General features: G+C 64.4%; 16 protein-coding genes. 9 read left to right on the plus strand and 7 right to left on the minus strand.

Annotated elements, in window-relative coordinates; all coding sequences use genetic code 11:
- Window positions 1-28: 28 nt before the first annotated feature.
- From gshB to rsmI, 3 genes are all read right to left on the minus strand, one after another.
- A complete protein-coding gene (gene gshB / locus ACK8CP_RS15160) occupies window positions 29-976 on the minus strand; it encodes a glutathione synthase (RefSeq protein ID WP_234629998.1) in 948 nt (315 codons plus the stop codon).
- 90 nt (window positions 977-1,066) lie between these two features.
- Entirely contained in the window at window positions 1,067-1,432 is a 366-nt protein-coding gene (locus ACK8CP_RS15165; protein WP_234629999.1) for a YraN family protein, read from the minus strand.
- Between the two features lie 17 nt (window positions 1,433-1,449).
- A complete protein-coding gene (rsmI, locus tag ACK8CP_RS15170; RefSeq protein WP_414832375.1) occupies window positions 1,450-2,313 on the minus strand; it encodes a 16S rRNA (cytidine(1402)-2'-O)-methyltransferase in 864 nt (287 codons plus the stop codon).
- Between the two features lie 150 nt (window positions 2,314-2,463).
- On the opposite strand from rsmI, the gene ACK8CP_RS15175 reads away from it, so the two are divergent.
- The 3 genes from ACK8CP_RS15175 to polA all read left to right on the plus strand — a co-directional run bounded on the left by ACK8CP_RS15175 (window position 2,464) and on the right by polA (window position 8,015).
- Window positions 2,464-3,636 carry a penicillin-binding protein activator gene (locus tag ACK8CP_RS15175; RefSeq protein WP_414832376.1) on the plus strand — a complete coding sequence of 391 codons (1,173 nt, stop codon included), beginning with the start codon at window positions 2,464-2,466 and terminating at the stop codon, window positions 3,634-3,636.
- Between the two features lie 155 nt (window positions 3,637-3,791).
- On the plus strand, window positions 3,792-4,862 hold the full coding sequence (locus ACK8CP_RS15180; protein WP_414832377.1) for an acyltransferase family protein: 1,071 nt from the start codon (window positions 3,792-3,794) through the stop codon (window positions 4,860-4,862).
- 117 nt (window positions 4,863-4,979) lie between these two features.
- Window positions 4,980-8,015: a DNA polymerase I gene (polA, locus tag ACK8CP_RS15185; protein ID WP_414834277.1), complete on the plus strand. Its 3,036-nt coding sequence runs from the start codon at window positions 4,980-4,982 to the stop codon at window positions 8,013-8,015.
- Window positions 8,016-8,194: 179 nt separating this feature from the next.
- Here polA and ACK8CP_RS15190 read toward each other — a convergent pair whose 3' ends face one another.
- Window positions 8,195-8,515, minus strand: coding sequence for a hypothetical protein (locus ACK8CP_RS15190; RefSeq protein WP_234630003.1), 321 nt, complete (start codon window positions 8,513-8,515; stop codon window positions 8,195-8,197).
- Between the two features lie 261 nt (window positions 8,516-8,776).
- On the opposite strand from ACK8CP_RS15190, the gene ACK8CP_RS15195 reads away from it, so the two are divergent.
- Complete coding sequence (locus ACK8CP_RS15195) at window positions 8,777-9,418, plus strand: hypothetical protein (protein ID WP_414832378.1); 642 nt, start codon at window positions 8,777-8,779, stop codon at window positions 9,416-9,418.
- A gap of 3 nt (window positions 9,419-9,421) precedes the next feature.
- On the opposite strand, the gene ACK8CP_RS15200 is transcribed toward ACK8CP_RS15195, so the two are convergent.
- Window positions 9,422-10,168, minus strand: a complete 747-nt coding sequence (locus ACK8CP_RS15200) for a sulfate transporter family protein (protein ID WP_414832379.1) — start codon at window positions 10,166-10,168, stop codon at window positions 9,422-9,424.
- Between the two features lie 48 nt (window positions 10,169-10,216).
- Between ACK8CP_RS15200 and ACK8CP_RS15205 the strand changes: the two genes are divergently transcribed.
- A complete protein-coding gene (locus ACK8CP_RS15205) occupies window positions 10,217-11,230 on the plus strand; it encodes an adenosine kinase (RefSeq protein WP_414832380.1) in 1,014 nt (337 codons plus the stop codon).
- 155 nt (window positions 11,231-11,385) lie between these two features.
- Here the strand turns inward: ACK8CP_RS15205 and hslU are convergent, their stop codons facing one another.
- Both hslU and hslV read right to left on the minus strand, forming a co-directional pair.
- Complete coding sequence (gene hslU / locus ACK8CP_RS15210) at window positions 11,386-12,696, minus strand: ATP-dependent protease ATPase subunit HslU (protein ID WP_128290437.1); 1,311 nt, start codon at window positions 12,694-12,696, stop codon at window positions 11,386-11,388.
- Window positions 12,693-13,259, minus strand: coding sequence for an ATP-dependent protease subunit HslV (gene hslV, locus ACK8CP_RS15215; RefSeq protein ID WP_234630007.1), 567 nt, complete (start codon window positions 13,257-13,259; stop codon window positions 12,693-12,695). The genes hslU and hslV overlap by 4 nt, the downstream gene beginning before the upstream one ends.
- A gap of 189 nt (window positions 13,260-13,448) precedes the next feature.
- Between hslV and hisB the strand changes: the two genes are divergently transcribed.
- The 4 genes from hisB to hisA are packed head-to-tail and all read left to right on the plus strand — an operon-like array spanning window position 13,449 to window position 15,949.
- The gene (gene hisB, locus ACK8CP_RS15220; protein ID WP_414832381.1) at window positions 13,449-14,042 is read left to right on the plus strand and encodes an imidazoleglycerol-phosphate dehydratase HisB; all 594 of its coding nucleotides are present in this window, start codon (window positions 13,449-13,451) and stop codon (window positions 14,040-14,042) included.
- Between the two features lie 2 nt (window positions 14,043-14,044).
- Window positions 14,045-14,569 carry a DUF2628 domain-containing protein gene (locus ACK8CP_RS15225; protein ID WP_414832382.1) on the plus strand — a complete coding sequence of 175 codons (525 nt, stop codon included), beginning with the start codon at window positions 14,045-14,047 and terminating at the stop codon, window positions 14,567-14,569.
- Entirely contained in the window at window positions 14,566-15,207 is a 642-nt protein-coding gene (gene hisH / locus ACK8CP_RS15230) for an imidazole glycerol phosphate synthase subunit HisH (protein WP_414832383.1), read from the plus strand. The genes ACK8CP_RS15225 and hisH overlap by 4 nt, the downstream gene beginning before the upstream one ends.
- Before the next feature lie 7 nt (window positions 15,208-15,214).
- Window positions 15,215-15,949 carry a 1-(5-phosphoribosyl)-5-[(5-phosphoribosylamino)methylideneamino]imidazole-4-carboxamide isomerase gene (gene hisA / locus ACK8CP_RS15235; protein WP_234630011.1) on the plus strand — a complete coding sequence of 245 codons (735 nt, stop codon included), beginning with the start codon at window positions 15,215-15,217 and terminating at the stop codon, window positions 15,947-15,949.
- Window positions 15,950-15,998 lie beyond the last annotated feature (49 nt).

The following is a 15,998-nucleotide window of genomic DNA, read 5'->3' on the forward strand; positions in this document are numbered from 1 at the left end:
CTCGAGGGCGGGGGTTCTGCCCCGCCCGTCAGCCCACGCAGCGCTGTTCGATCGCGTCCCACACCATCGCAGCCGCATCGATATCCGAAAAACGCTGCAACTCGCGGATGCCTGTCGGCGAGGTGACGTTGATCTCCGTCATCACGTCGCCGATCACGTCGATGCCGACGAGGATGAAGCCGCGCGCCTTGAGTTCCGGGCCGATACGGGCGCAGATTTCGCGGTCGCGGTCGGTGAGATCGGCCGCGACAGCCTTGCCGCCGACATGCATGTTGGAGCGCGCATCACCCACCGCCGGGATCCGGTTGATCGCACCGGCGGGCTCGCCGTCGACGATGATGATGCGTTTGTCGCCCTTGCGGATCTCCGGCAGATAGCGCTGCACGACGAAGGGCTCGCGGAAGGTCGTTTCGAAAAGTTCGATCAGCGAGGACAGGTTTTCGTCCCCCTCGCTGATCCGGAAAACGGCGGCACCACCATTGCCGTAGAGCGGCTTCAAGATGATGTCGCGGTGCTTTTCGCGGAAGGCGCGGATCGCTGCGATGTCGCGGGAGATCAGCGTCTCCGGCATCAGATCGGAAAATTCGGTGACGAAGAGTTTTTCCGGCGCGTTGCGCACATGGGCCGGGTCGTTGACGACGAGGGTCTTCGGGTGAACGCGCTCCAAGAGATGCGTCGCCGAGATATAGGCCATGTCGAAGGGCGGATCCTGGCGCATCAGGACGACATCGAAATCTTCGAGCCCGAGCTGCTGATCCGCCTCGTCGAGCTCGTAATGGCGGCCGACCTCGTCGGCAACGCTCACCGCCCGCATGCGGGCAAAGACGCGGCCGGCTTCCATCGAAAGGTGCCGCGGCTCGTAATAGAAGAGGCTGTGGCCGCGCTTTTGCGCCTCCAGCATCAGCGCGAAGGTCGTATCGCCGCGAATATCGATCTGAGCGATCGGATCCATCTGCACTGCGACTGAAAGGGCCATTGGTCTCTCCGTTCTTCTGGCTTCTGCGTTAGCCGCGCTTCATTCCCGATGCAATCGAGTGGCCCGGTGCAATCGAGTGGCCGGAGGCAATCAATTGGGAGGGCGAAAGGCGTCCGCAAGATGCCGGGGCAAACGAAAAGGCGAAACGAGAACGAGATCGAAGCGCTGCGTGAATTGCATGGCGGCGGGATGCCGCGAGGTCCAAACGCTTGCGGCGGCGCCGATGCGCCTTTCGCTGCGTGGGGTGAGCGCCCAGTCTGCCGCCGCTCTTTCACCGCGAAGCTTCACCTCGACGAAGGCGACGGTGCGGCCGCGACGGGCAATGAGATCGATCTCGCCAAGTGGCGTCCGGTAGCGGCGTGCGAGGATCCTATACCCCTTCATCATGAGGAAGAGCGCCGCCGCCATCTCGGCCATATGGCCCTGTCGGTAGGCCCGGCGCCGCTTCTCGCTCATTCAGTGCCCCCCGTCTCTCACTCCTTGCCGAGCGACAGCGCACGCTGATAGAGCGCGCGCCGCGGCAGGCCGGTTTCCTCCGCAACCTCGCGGGCGGCATCCTTGACCCCCATCGTGCCGAGACGCTCGGCGAGCATGCGGTCGAGATCGGCCTCATCGAAGCCTTCACCCGCCTCCCTGGGGGCTGGGGGCCCGATCACGACGACAATCTCGCCTTTGTCCTGTTCGCCCGCCGCGTCGGCAAGATCGGCGAGCGAACCACGCAGGAACGTCTCGTGCAGCTTCGTCATCTCCCGGCACAGACAGACGGGCCGATCTCCGAGGATCTCTTTCGCGTCGCGGGCGAAAGCCTGGAGCCGATGCGGCGCTTCCAGAAGAACGAGGGCGAAGGGAAGATCGGCGAGCCGCCGAAGCGCGTCGCGCCGGGCTTTCTCCTTCGCCGGCAGAAAACCCAGAAAGAGCGTCGCCTCGGCCGAAATCCCGGCAACGCTCAAGGCCGCGGTGAGGCTCGAGGCGCCGGGGATCGGATGGACGGCAACACCTTCGGCGACCGCACGCGCGACGAGCCGCGTGCCGGGATCGGAGACGACCGGCGTGCCGGCATCCGTGACGAGCGCCACGGCCTCGCCCTCCGCCATCAGCTTCACGAGGCGGTCGTCGACATCGGGATGGGAATGTTCGTGATAGGCGGTGAGGCGGCTGGTGATGCCGTAGCGCGACAGAAGTTTGCGGGTGACCCGGGTGTCTTCCGCCGCGATCACATCGGCCGCGGCCAGAACCTCCAGCGCGCGAATGGTGATGTCGCCGAGATGACCGATCGGCGTTGCCGTGACATAGAGGCCCGGCTCGAGATGCGGCGCCGTCAGTTCGTGGCCCCGCATGACGAAAATTCTATCTCTGTCTCCGGCCATTCTCTGCGGCTGCCCTTGAGACGGCGCCACGCGCCGCTTATGACGAATGCCTAGGATCCAAAAGGGGGCCTGGCAACCATTCCGGGCGGGAGAGACGACGTGTTCAGGCGAAATTTTTCGATGCCGAATGGCCTTTTCGGCTGGTTCGCGACAGCTCTCGTTTTCCTGTTTCTGGCGGGATGCACCTCGATGTCGGGGAACGGCGGCGGCAACCTGCCGGTCAATCAGGGGCCTGCCGCGCCGACCGGAGAGGTCATCGGCAGCGGCACCACGCGGGTCGCCATGCTCTTGCCGCTGACGGCGACGGGCAATGCCGGCACCGCCGCGCGGGCCTTCCGCAATTCCGCCGAGATGGCGATGAGTGACTTTCCCAACGTGCCGATCTCGCTCATCGTCTATGACACCGGCGGCACCCCGGCCGGGGCGCAGGCGGCCGCCCAGAAGGCGGTCTCAGAGGGAACCAAGATCGTTCTCGGACCGCTTTTCGCCTCATCGGTCAGCGCCGCAGCACCCGTGGCGCGCCGCGCCAACGCACCGATGGTGGCCTTCTCGTCCGACACCGCGGTTGCCGGCCCGGGCGTTTATCTCCTGAGCTTCCTGCCGGGCTCCGATGCTGAACGCATCGTCTCCTATGCGGCGAGCGAAGGGCGGGAATCCTTCGCAGCGCTCCTGCCCAACAACGCCTATGGCACCGTCGTCGACGCGGCCTTCCGCCAGGCGGTCGCCAATGCGGGCGGACGGGTCGTCGCGATCGAGCATTACGACCTCAACGACACCGATATCCGGGCGAAGACCGCCGATATTGCAGCCATTTCCTCGCGCATCGATGCGCTTTTCATTCCCGACGCCGGTCAGGCGCCAGCCCTCATCTCGCAGGCGCTCGGCTCCGCCGGCAGCAATATCAAGCTTCTCGGCAGCGGCCAGTGGAACGATCCGGCCGTCCTCAACAATGGCGCGCTCGCCGGCGGCTGGTTTCCGGCACCGACGCGGCGCACCTTCGACGGATTTGCCGCACGCTACCGGGCGGCCTATGGCTCGGAGCCGCCGCGCAACGCGACGCTTGCCTACGATGCCACGGTTCTGGCGGCCGGTCTGGTGCGGCAGAATCCCGACGACGCGTTCGCCGCGAGCCTTCTCACCAATACGAACGGCTTCAACGGTGTCGATGGCGTCTTCCGGCTCAAGTCGGACGGCACCAATCAGCGCCAGCTCGCCGTCTACGAGGTCACCGGCTCGGGCGCCCGTCTGATCGACGAAGCCCCCCGTTCCTTCTCCGGCGCCGGCGGTTTCTGATAGCCGAAGATTGCGGCATGCGGCCCGCCCGATCCGGCGGAGCAGCCTTCCGGCAACAATCCCTGCAATTTTAACTGTCTTTTAGAATATGTCGCGACGCCGCGGAGCAAGCTTCGCATAGTAGACGGGGTTTCTTCCGAAAGAAGGATCGCGCCATGGATGCGGCCGGCACAGCGACCACCTCAGCACGAACGCGCGTCGCATGGGTCGACGTCGCCAAGGGGTTTTGCATCATCATGGTGGTGATGATGCATTCGACGCTGGGGGTGGAAAAGGCGGTCGGCGCCAACGGCTGGATGAATTACGTCGTCGAATTCGCCCGCCCCTTCCGGATGCCCGACTTCTTCATGATTGCAGGGCTTTTTCTGTCCGCCCGCATCACCGCGCCCCTGCGCCTCTATGTCGACCGCAAGATCCTGCATTTCGCCTATTTTTACGTGCTCTGGCTCACCATCCAGTTCGTTCTGAAGGCGCCCGAATTCGCCTCAGATTATGGCTGGGACGGCGCTTTGCTGTTCTACCTGAAGAGCTTCGTAGAGCCTTTCGGCACGCTCTGGTTCATCTACCATCTGGCGATCTTTTTTGCCGTGACGCGCCTCGTTCATGGCCGCGTGCCGGCCTGGCTCGTCTGGCTGGTGGCGGCCGGGCTCGAGATTGCGCATATCGACACCGGCTCGATGCTGATCGACGAGTTCGCCTCGCGCTTCGTCTATTTCTACACGGGCTTCATCCTGGCGGATGCGATCTTCCGTTTTGCGGATCGGGCCGACCGACATCTCCTTTTCGGTGTCGGGTATCTCGCGGCCTGGGGTGTCCTCAACGCGGCCTGTGTTTTCGGCGGCATCTCGAAGCTTCCCGTCGTTTCGCTCGGCCTTGGTTTTGCGGGGGCGGTCGCGGTCTGCACCTTCTCCGTCTTGCTGGCGAAGACGCTCGTTTCGCGTCCCCTCACCTATCTCGGCGCCAATTCGATCGTCGTCTATCTCGCCTTCTTCCTGCCGATGGTGGTGACCCGCAGCATCCTTTTGAAGCTCGGCCTCATCACCGATATCGGCACGATCTCGCTTCTCGTCACCGCGGCGGGCGTCATCGGCCCGGTGATCTTGTATGAATTCACCCGACGCACCGGCTGGGGCACCTTCCTCTTCGTGCGGCCCGCCTGGGCCCGGATCGACCAGCCCTGGCGTAGCAAACCCGGGCAGAAGGCGGCGATCGCCCCGGCGGAGTAAATCTCCTCTTCGCAGGGGATGCCGCCTGGGCCGGATCGGTTCTGCTTGAAATCGGAGGCGCGGCAGTCAAATCTCCGCGCCATGAGCTCCTCCGAAAAATCCGCCTCCGGCGCCGGCATGACATCCGGCGATCATCTCGTCCTCGTCGACGGCTCGGCCTTCATCTTCCGCGCCTTCCATGCGCTGCCGCCTTTGACGCGCAAATCCGACGGCCTGCCCGTCGGCGCCGTCTCCGGCTTCTGCAACATGATCTGGAAGCTCCTGCAGGAGGGGCCGACGCCGGAAAAGGGCGACGAACCCACCCATTTTGCCGTCATCTTCGATTATTCGGCGAAGACGTTCCGCAACGACATCTACCCCGAGTACAAGGCGCATCGGCCCGAACCGCCGGAGGATCTCGTTCCGCAGTTCAGCCTGATCCGCGACGCCACGCGCGCCTTCAACCTCGCCTGTGTCGAACAGCAGGGATGGGAGGCGGACGACCTCATCGCCACCTATGCGAAGCTCGCCCGTGAGGCCGGGGCGCGCACGACCATCATCTCCTCCGACAAGGATCTGATGCAGCTGATCGGGCCCTCCGTGATCATGTTCGACACGATGCGCGACCAGCTGATCGATGCCGAATTCGTCATGCAGAAATTCGGCGTCTTCCCCGACAAGATGATCGATCTGCAGGCGCTGACCGGCGATCCGACCGACAATGTGCCGGGGGTGCCGGGCATCGGGCCGAAGACCGCCGCACAGCTCCTGCGCGAGTACGGGGATCTCGAAACGCTTCTCTCCCGCGCATCGGAGATCAAGCAGAACAAGCGCCGCGAGAACCTCATCGAGTTCGCCGAGCAGGCGCGCATCTCCAAAAAGCTCGTCGAACTTTCCACGAGCGTGCCGCTCGAGGTCCCGCTCGGCGATCTCGCCGTAGAAAGCCTCGACGCGGCGAAAGCGATCGGTTTCTGCAAGGCGATGGAGTTCAACACGCTGACGCGCCGCATCGCCGAAAAGATGGAGGCCGATGCGGCGGCGATCTCAGCACCGACACTCGAGATCGCGGGGTGGGGCGCAGGCCCCGACGCGCACGGCCCGGACCTTGCCGAGACGAAGGGGGACGGCACGGGCAGTGTCGCAGCGCCTGTCGATGGCGCCTTCGCCGACGAACGCGGCTTCCTGGCGGCCCCGGCCGATCTTGCGCGCCAGCGCGCCGAGACGGCGACTGAGCCGAAGATCGATCCGAGCTCTTACGCATGCGTGCGCACGATCGAGGCGCTGGAGGCCTGGATCGAACGTGCCTATGCGGCGGGGCGTCTCGCCTTCGATACGGAGACGACGAGCCTCAATCCCTTGCAGGCGACGCTGTGCGGCGTCTCGCTCGCCGTGGCACCGGGCGAGGCGTGTTACGTGCCTCTCGGGCACCGCCGCCCCGATGCTGCCCCCCATTCCGACCTGTTTGGCGGGGGTGCGGAGACGGAAAAGGCCCGTGAAGCCGGGGCGGAAGGCGGTACCGACTCTCTCTCTTCTTCCGATTTAAGCGATAGTGACTATACGCAGATCGGGGAAGCCAGGGCTCTCGAACTCCTGAAGCCGCTCCTGGAAGATCCGACGATCCTCAAGATCGGCCAAAACCTCAAATACGATTGGCTGCTTTTGAAAGCGCGCGGCATCGAGATCGCAAGTTACGACGACACGATGCTGATTTCCTACGCGCTCGATGCCGGTTTCGGTCAACAGCACGGCATGGACATTCTCTCGGAGCGCCATCTCGGCCACAAGCCGATCGCCTATAAGGACGTCTGCGGCACGGGTCGCGACAAGGTCACCTTCGACTTCGCGCCGATCGACCGCGCCACCTCTTATGCCGCCGAGGACGCCGACGTCACACTGCGGCTTTGGCTGGTCTTGAAGCCGCGTCTTGCTGCCGAGGGGCTCACCAATGTCTACGAGCGGCTGGAACGGCCGCTTCTGCCGGTGCTCGCCCGCATGGAAGAGCGCGGCATCAAGGTCGATCGCGACATCCTCTCGCGCCTTTCCGGACGCTTTGCCCAGAAAGCGGCCGGGCTCGAAGCGGAGATCGTCGACATGGCGGGCGAGAGCTTCAACATCGGCTCGCCAAAGCAGCTCGGGGAGGTTCTCTTCGGCAAGCTCGGCCTGCCGGGCGGCCGCAAGACCAAGGGCGGGCAATGGTCGACGGACGTCAAGGTGCTGGAGGATCTCGCGGCCGAGGGCCATCCCCTGCCGATGAAGATCGTCGCCTGGCGCCAGCTCACCAAGCTCAAGGGCACCTATACCGACGCCATCCCCTCCTATCTCGACACACGCGGGCGCGTGCACACGTCTTATTCCCTCGCCTCCACGACGACGGGCCGGCTCTCCTCTTCCGAGCCGAACCTGCAGAACATTCCTGTCCGCACCGAGGAGGGACGCGAAATCCGCACCGCCTTCGTGGCGGAGGAAGGCACCCGCCTCGTCTCGGCCGATTATTCGCAGATCGAACTCCGGATTCTCGCCCATATCGCGGAAATCCCGGCGCTTCGCCGCGCCTTCGAGGACGGGCTCGACATCCACGCGATGACGGCCTCTGAGATGTTTGCAACGCCGATCGAAGGCATGGACCCGATGATCCGACGCCGCGCCAAGGCGATCAATTTCGGCATCATCTACGGCATTTCCGCCTTCGGGCTCGCCGCCCAGCTCGGCATCGGCCGCGAGGAAGCGGGCGACTACATCAAGACCTATTTCAAGCGCTTCCCGGGCATCCGCGATTATATGGAGGAGACGAAGGAGAAGGCGCGCGACAAGGGCTATGTCGAGACGCTCTTCGGGCGCCGCGCGCATTTCCCGAACATCAAGCACTCCAACCATTCGATCAGGTCAGGGGCGGAACGCGCAGCGATCAACGCGCCGATCCAGGGATCGGCGGCCGATATCATCCGTCGCGCCATGATCCGCATGGAAGATGCGCTCGCCAAGGCACAGCTTTCCGCGCGCATGCTCCTGCAGGTGCATGACGAATTGATCTTCGAAGTGCCGGAAGAAGAGGTGGAGGCGAGCCTTCCCGTCATCCGCGAGGTGATGGAAAAGGCGGCGGAGCCGGCCGTGGCGCTCCGGGTCCCGCTGCAGGTCGATGCGCGCGCTGCCGACAATTGGGAAGCAGCGCATTAAGCAGCTGATCGAGTTGCCCGCGGTCATGGCAGACCGGACGAGCGCCGACATGGCGCAGCGTTAGGCGGACAATCGTCAGGCGGACATGCGCGCGCCCGGCCTCTCCTCACCGGCGAGACCGGGCGCGATGCAATCCTGCGGCCGGCATGCGTCGACCGCAATCGACAACGAAGCTTCCGTTACGCGGCGCTGCCGCCCGCACCGTTCGCAGGACCGGCCGGGGCCAGATCCAGAACAGCGCCCGACGCCTTCGGCTCGATCGGCTGCAGCTGCTTGCGTTCCTCGTCGGTCCACGTGGCGATATGGATCACGGCCGCCGGCTCGCCGGGCTGGCTCGGATCATTCACCGGTTCCAGGACGAGAAGGCCGGTGTTGTCGACGTAAAACGTATGGTCGCCGAAGTTCTGCTTCAGCGGCTCCATAGCCGGGTTGTCTTCCGGAATGGGTTCGGCACCCACGGTCTCACGGACCGCGGCAATCTGGTTGTCGCTGAGTTTCAAGCATAGCCCCCAAAGTTCGGGGTTCGGACCCGACGCCACCGAACGTCTGCGGGTCCATCTGTTGGGCGAATAGGCGGCGCCATTCCTCGCAGGTAGGCGCCCCACCTGGCTCCGCAAGGGGCGGAAAGCGCGCCCGGCGCGTTTTTATGCAGCCATTTCGTGTATTTTTGCAGTTTGACGTTGTTCCGGAGGCTTCACATTGTGGGGAACAGCGAGAGGAAGCTCGGGTTTCGTCCATGAGCCAATTCCGAGGAGATAACGATGGCCGCATCGAAATCGGCGCGCATCAAGACGCTCCTGGAGCGTCACGGGACCACTTATTGCGACGAACTTGGCATCCCGATCGCGAAAAACACGCCCTCCCCCCTGTTTCGCTGGCTGACCGCTTCGATCCTGTTTTCCGCGCGCATCAACGCCGACAATGCCTTTCGTGCGGCAAAAGCCTTGGCGGACGCCGGCTACACGACACCCGATAAAATGGCTGCCGCGAGCTGGCAGGACCGCGTCGACGTCCTCACCTCGCATGGCTATGCCCGCTACGACGAGAGCACGTCGCGGATGCTCGGTGAGACCTCGGAGCTGCTTCTCGAGAAATATCGTGGCGATCTCAGGAAATTGCGCGAGGCGGCCGACGAGGAGCCGGCCCGCGAACGCAAGCTCCTGAAAGAGTTCAAGGGTCTTGGCGATGTCGGCGTCGACATCTTCTTCCGCGAGGTACAGCCGGCCTGGGACGAGCTTTTCCCCTTCGCCGACAAGAAGGCTTTGTCTGCGGCGAAAAAACTCGGTCTCGGCGAGGATGCCGAGGAGCTCGCGAAACAGGTGTCCCACAAGGATTTTCCGCGCCTTGTCGCGGCGCTCGTCCGCGCCGACCTTGCGCGCGATCTCGGCGACATCTCCGGTTGATTGTCAGGCGGGAGCGAGCAACCCGCCGGGTCTGCGCTCAGATTTTTGGATGCGCTTGTGCACATGCACCATGAAGGCGGTGGCGAAAAGCGGCGCCAGGAGATTGACGAGAGGCACGGCGGTGAAGCCCGCGATCACGAGGCCCGCCAGGAAGATGCGGCCGGAATGCCGGAGCCTGAGGATCTTCGCCACGCGCCGATCGTGAAAACGCCGCGCCGCGAGATCGAAATATTCCCGGCCGAGAAGATAGCCGTTGGCGACAAAGAAGATGACGACACCGAAGCCGACGAAGAGGACGAGAGGCAAGGCGACGAGATTGACGCCGACGACCACGAGCGTGAACTGCAACGTGGTGAGAATGCCCTCCATCAAGGGGAGCGCCCTTCCCACCGGCTCGCTCGGGTAATGGTTCTTCTCCACCACCTCGGCGATCTCGTCGAGGAAAATGCCGGCGAAAAGCGAGGTTGCCGGCGCCGCCAGGAAGGCAAGCCCGACGACGAGACCGATGCCGGAGACGATCGTCAGACCGGTTTCGAGCCAGGGATAGGGCAGCGCCAGAAAGTGCACGACGAGCCCTTCGAGGACCAGCCACAAGACGAGCAAGAGCCCGAGCGTCAGGCCGACCGACTTCCACAACACGTTGCGGAACGGCGGCGAGAGGATTTCTTCCAAAGAACGTTGGGCATCGTCGAACATGGCGGCGAAGAGATAGGAAAAGCGCGACGACCGGGCAAGCGCCGAGATTTGCAAAGCACCGCCCGATCGGCTACCGCGCAAAAACCTTTTGGAGGGGAGCGAATGGCCGAACGGAAATATGATGTCCTGGCGATCGGCAATGCCATCGTCGATGTGCTGGCACAGGCCGACGATGCCTTTCTCGTCAGCGAAAAACTCGTCAAAGGCTCCATGCATCTCATCGAGGCCGATCGCGCCGAGACGCTTTACGACACGATGGGTCCGGGCCAGCTCATCTCCGGCGGCTGCGCCGGCAATACGGCGGCGGGTGTGGCGTCTCTGGGCGGTGCGGCAGCCTTCATCGGCAAGGTGGCGGACGACGAGCTCGGCCATTTCTACCGTCACGACATGCAATCGGTCGGTATCGCCTTCCCCGCGAAGCCGCTGGCGGAAGGAGCACCGACGGCGCGCTGCCTCATTCTGATCACGCCGGATTCCGAGCGCACCATGAACACCTATCTCGGTGCCTGCCAGGAGCTCACCCCAGCCGACATCGACAAGGCGACGGTGGAGGCCGCGGAAATCACCTATCTCGAAGGCTATCTCTGGGACCCGCCGAAAGCGAAGGAAGCGTTCCGCGCGGCCTCCGAGATCGCCCATGGCGCCGGACGCAAGGTGGCACTCACCTTGTCGGATTCCTTCTGCGTCGATCGCTTCCGGGCGGAATTCCTGGAGCTGATGCGCAGCCGCGTCGTCGACATCGTCTTTGCCAACAACCATGAGGTTCTGGCGCTCTACGAGACGAGCGACCTCGCGACCGGCATCGAATCGCTCGCGGCGGATGTCGATCTCGCCGCCGTCACGCTCGGCGCGGAAGGCTCGCTCGTGGTGCGCGGAGCCGAACGCATCACCGTTCCGGCACCCGATGTCGAGACGATCCTCGACAAGACGGGCGCCGGCGACCTTTACGCTTCGGGCTTTCTCTTCGGCCTTGCCCGCAGCGCGCCGCTCGGCCGCTGCGCGGAGCTCGGCTCGCTCGCCGCGGGCGAGATCATTTCCCATCTCGGCGCGAGACCGCAGGCCTCGCTTCGGAGCCTCGCGGAACAAGAGCGTTTGTTGGCAGGGCTCGCAGCCTAAGCCTCCAAAGCCGATAAACGCGCTTATGCTCAGACATTTAGAATACCAGTCAATCGACTGACTAAAAAAGCGGGGCGCGAACTGATGTCGTGCCCCGCTCGTATTGCAACCCGAAGCCTCGTCCGGCCGCCCGGTGCGAAGCTCAGGACAAAAGCCTAGAGAATGAAGCGGCTGAGATCGGCGTTTCGGGCCAGATCGCCGACATGTTCCTCCACATAGGCGGCGTCGATCGTGACCGTCTCGCCATGCCGATCCGGCGCGGTGAACGAGATCTCGTCGAGGATCCGCTCCATCACGGTCTGCAGCCGCCTTGCGCCGATATTCTCCACGCTGGAATTGATCTCCACACCGAGCCGCGCGATCGCGTCGATGGCATCGTCGGTGAATTCCAGCGTCACGCCTTCGGTCGAAAGAAGCGCCACGTACTGCTTCACGAGGCTTGCTTCCGTCTCCGTCAGGATGCGGCGGAAATCTTCCTCCGTCAGCGCCCTGAGCTCCACGCGGATCGGCAGGCGGCCCTGCAGCTCCGGCAGAAGGTCCGACGGCTTCGACACATGGAAAGCGCCTGAGGCCACGAAGAGGATGTGGTCCGTCTTCACCGGCCCGTGCTTGGTCGCAACCGTCGTGCCTTCGACGAGCGGCAGGAGATCGCGCTGCACGCCCTCGCGGGAGACATCGCCGCCGGCACGCCCATCGCGAGCGCAGATCTTGTCGATCTCATCGAGGAAGACGATGCCGTCGTCTTCCACCGCGCGGATGGCCTCCTGCACGATCTGGTCGTCGTCGAGGAGATTGTCGGATTCCTCGGCGATCAAGAGATCGTAGGAATCCTTGACGAGCGTCTTGCGCGTCTTGGTGCGGCCCTGGCCGAAGGCTTTGCCCAGCATCTCGCCGACATTCATGACGCCGACGGAGGCACCCGGCATGCCCGGCACCTCGAAGGCGCCCATCGGGTTGGAGACGTCGCGCACCTCGATCTCGATCTCCTTGTCGTCGAGGAGACCTTCGCGCAGCTTGTGGCGGAAGCTGTCCCGGGTCGTCGGGCTCGCATGCTGGCCGACGAGCGCGTCGAGAACCCGCTCCTCCGCCTGCAGATGCGCCTTCGCCTGCACTTCCTTGCGCTTCATCTCGCGCACCATGGCGATACCGGCCTCGACGAGATCGCGGATGATCTGTTCGACGTCGCGGCCGACATAGCCGACCTCGGTGAATTTCGTCGCTTCCACCTTGATGAAAGGCGCATTGACGAGCTTGGCGAGGCGGCGGGAAATCTCGGTCTTGCCGACACCCGTCGGGCCAATCATCAGGATGTTCTTCGGCAGAACCTCTTCGCGCAGCGGGCCTTCCAGCTGCTGGCGGCGCCAGCGATTGCGAAGGGCGATGGCGACGGCACGCTTCGCCTCTTTCTGGCCGATGATGTAGCGATCGAGCTCCGAAACGGTCTCGCGGGGGGAAAAGGTTGTCATGAGGCGGACTCCGCCGTGAGGCTTTCGACGATGATGTTGTGATTGGTGTAGACGCAGATCTCGGCTGCGATCTGCATGGCGCGGCGGGCAATGTCCTCCGCGTCGAGATCGGAATCGCCGAGCGCCCGAGCGGCGGCGAGAGCGTAATTGCCCCCGGAACCGATGGCGGCCACGCCTTCCTGCGGCTCCAGAACGTCGCCGGTGCCGGTCAGAACCAGCGTCGTCTGCTTGTCGGCGACGATCATCATCGCCTCCAGGCGGCGCAAATAGCGGTCGGTGCGCCAGTCCTTGGCGAGCTCCACGCAGGCGCGCATGAGCTGGCCCGGATATTGTTCAAGCTTGGCTTCAAGCCGCTCCAGAAGCGTGAAGGCGTCCGCGGTCGCACCGGCAAAGCCGGCGATCACATCGCCTTTGGCGAGCGGGCGGACCTTGCGGGCATTGGCCTTCATCACGGTCTGTCCCATGGTCACCTGGCCGTCGCCCGCGATCACGACTTTGCCGCCCTTGCGAACGGTCACGATGGTCGTGCCGTGCCAGGGGGCGGCGGGATCGAATTCTGTCACTGATTGCTCCTTGTCAGCGGATGCGGGTGAGCCGTGGAGGCCTCGCCGGCACCCCCTCTTTCTGTGCAGGTTGACCCCTATTTAGGCATGCGCGGCCGGCCTGCAAACGCGCTGCGGCATGTCGGGTGCGTACAGCGCATTTGCAATGGTCCCGCCCGCTGGTAAGACGGGCGGCGAAGGAGAGCCGTGATGCGCAAGGCCGAGCTGAGCCGCGACACCAGCGAAACCAAGATCAGCCTCGCCATCAATGTCGATGGCGGCGGGCGGTACGATGTCGAGACGGGCATCGGATTCTTCGATCACATGCTGGAGCAGCTCTCGCGCCACTCCCTGATCGACCTGAAGCTGAAGGCCGATGGCGATCTCCACATCGACCAGCACCACACGGTCGAAGACGTCGGCATCGCACTCGGCCAGGCGCTCGACCGCGCGCTCGGCGACCGCCGCGGCATCACCCGCTATGCCTCGCTCGATCTCGCCATGGACGAAACGCTGACGCGCGCGGCCGTCGACGTGTCGGGCCGGCCCTATCTCGTCTGGCGCGTCGGCTTTGCGCGCCACAAAGTGGGCGATTTCGACACGGAGCTGTTCAAGGAATTCTTCCAGGCGTTTGCCCAGAACGCCCGCATCACGCTCCATATCGAGAACCTTTACGGCGAGAACGCCCACCACGTCGCCGAGACCTGCTTCAAGGCGGTGGCACGCGTGCTGCGGCAGGCGCTTGCGCTCGATCCGCGGATTGCCGACGAGATTCCCTCCACCAAGGGCACGCTGACGGCTTGAGCATGTTTTCCAGGACGACCCATTACACGGTGCATCTGCCGCCCGAAAAAGAGGGCGTCGACGGGGCCCTGCGCGCCGTTTTCGTTAAGGACGGGATGAACTGGCCGGCACTTGTCATCCCGTTCCTGTGGCTTCTCTACCGGCGCATGTGGCTGCCGCTCCTGTTCTACCTCGTGGCAAGCGGGGCGGTTGCGGCACTCGGCTTCCGCTTCGGGGAAGCCGCAGCGCAATGGTGCGGCCTTCTCTTTGCGATCCTCTTCGCGCTCGAGGCCAACAATCTCCGCCGTTGGTCCCTGTCGCGCCGCGGCTGGCGCGAGGCCGGGGCGGCCTCCGGCCGCTCCGAGGACGAGGCTGCGATCCGCTTCTTCGGCGGTCGGGAAGACGAATTCACCGCGCCGAGGCCGATCGCCTCGCGGCCCGTCGTTCCCGAAGTTGCGCCGGCCCGCCCGCGCGGGCGTCCGTGGTCGCCCGCCGGCGATCGCGACACGCCGGAGGTCATGGGGCTCTTTCCGGAGAGGGGCGGATGAGCGTTGCGATTATCGATTACGGCTCGGGCAATCTACGCTCGGCCGCCAAGGCGTTTCAGCGGTCTGCGCGCGAAAGCGGCTATGCCGGTGAGGTCGCCGTCACCTCCGACCCGGAGGTCGTGCGGCGCGCCGACCACATCGTTCTGCCGGGCGTCGGCGCCTTTGCCGATTGCCGCCGCGGGCTCGACGGCGTTCCTGGCATGGTGGCGGCGCTCGAAGAGACCGTCATGAAGGTCGGCCGTCCTTTTCTCGGCATCTGCGTCGGCTGCCAGCTGATGGCGACACGAGGGCTTGAGAAGGAAACAACGGCGGGCTTTGGCTGGATTCCGGGCGACGTGGTCGAGATCAGCCCGAAAGATCCCGAACTCAAGATCCCGCATATGGGCTGGAACGAGCTCGTCGGGCGCCATTCCCATCCGCTTCTCGCCGGCATCGACGAGGCACTCGACGCCTATTTCGTCCATTCCTATCACGTCGTCGCGGCCGTTCCCGAACATGTGCTCGCGACGGCCGATTACGGTGGGCCGGTCACGGCGATGATCGGTCGCGACAACATTGCCGGCACGCAGTTTCATCCCGAAAAGAGCCAGGCGCTCGGCCTGGCGCTGATCGCCAATTTCCTCAACTGGCGTCCGTGAGGCCGCAATGATCCTGTTTCCCGCGATCGACCTGAAGAGCGGCGAATGCGTGCGCCTGAAGCGTGGCGAGATGGGCGAGGCGACGACCTACAACGCCGATCCTGCGGCGCAGGCGCGCGCCTTCGCCGATATGGGTTTCACCTGGCTGCACATGGTCGATCTCGATGGAGCCTTCGCCGGCGAAAGCCGCAACGGTGCAGCCGTCGAAGCGGTGCTGGCGGCCACCGGCGACCGTCTCAAGGTGGAGCTCGGCGGCGGCATCCGTTCCATGGCGCAGATCGAGGCCTGGCTCGAAAAGGGTGTGACGCGGGTGATTCTGGGCACGGCAGCCTTGCGCGATCCGGACCTGGTGAAGGACGCGGCGGGGCAATTTCCAGGGCGCATCGCCGTCGGTATCGATGCGCGCGACGGAAAGGTCGCGGTGGAAGGCTGGGCGGAAACCTCCGACATGGAGGCGCAGGACCTCGCCAAGAGCTTCGAAGACGCCGGGGTCGCGGCCATCATCTATACCGACATCGACCGCGACGGCGTTCTTGCCGGGATCAATTGGGAGGCGACGATCGCCCTTGCGGAGCACGTCTCGATTCCGGTCATCGCCTCCGGCGGTCTCGCCTCGATGGCCGATATCGTGCGCCTCACCATGCCCGATGCTGCGAGCCTCGAAGGCGCGATCACCGGGCGGGCGCTCTACGATGGCCGCATCGATGCTGACGCCGCGCTCCAACTGCTCAACGCGCTCTGAAACGTAGTCTTTCATTCACCACGCCAGATCGGGTAATTTGAGATAAATA

The organism is Afifella sp. YEN Y35, assembly GCF_047553465.1.
Lineage (GTDB): Bacteria > Pseudomonadota > Alphaproteobacteria > Rhizobiales > Afifellaceae > Afifella > Afifella aestuarii.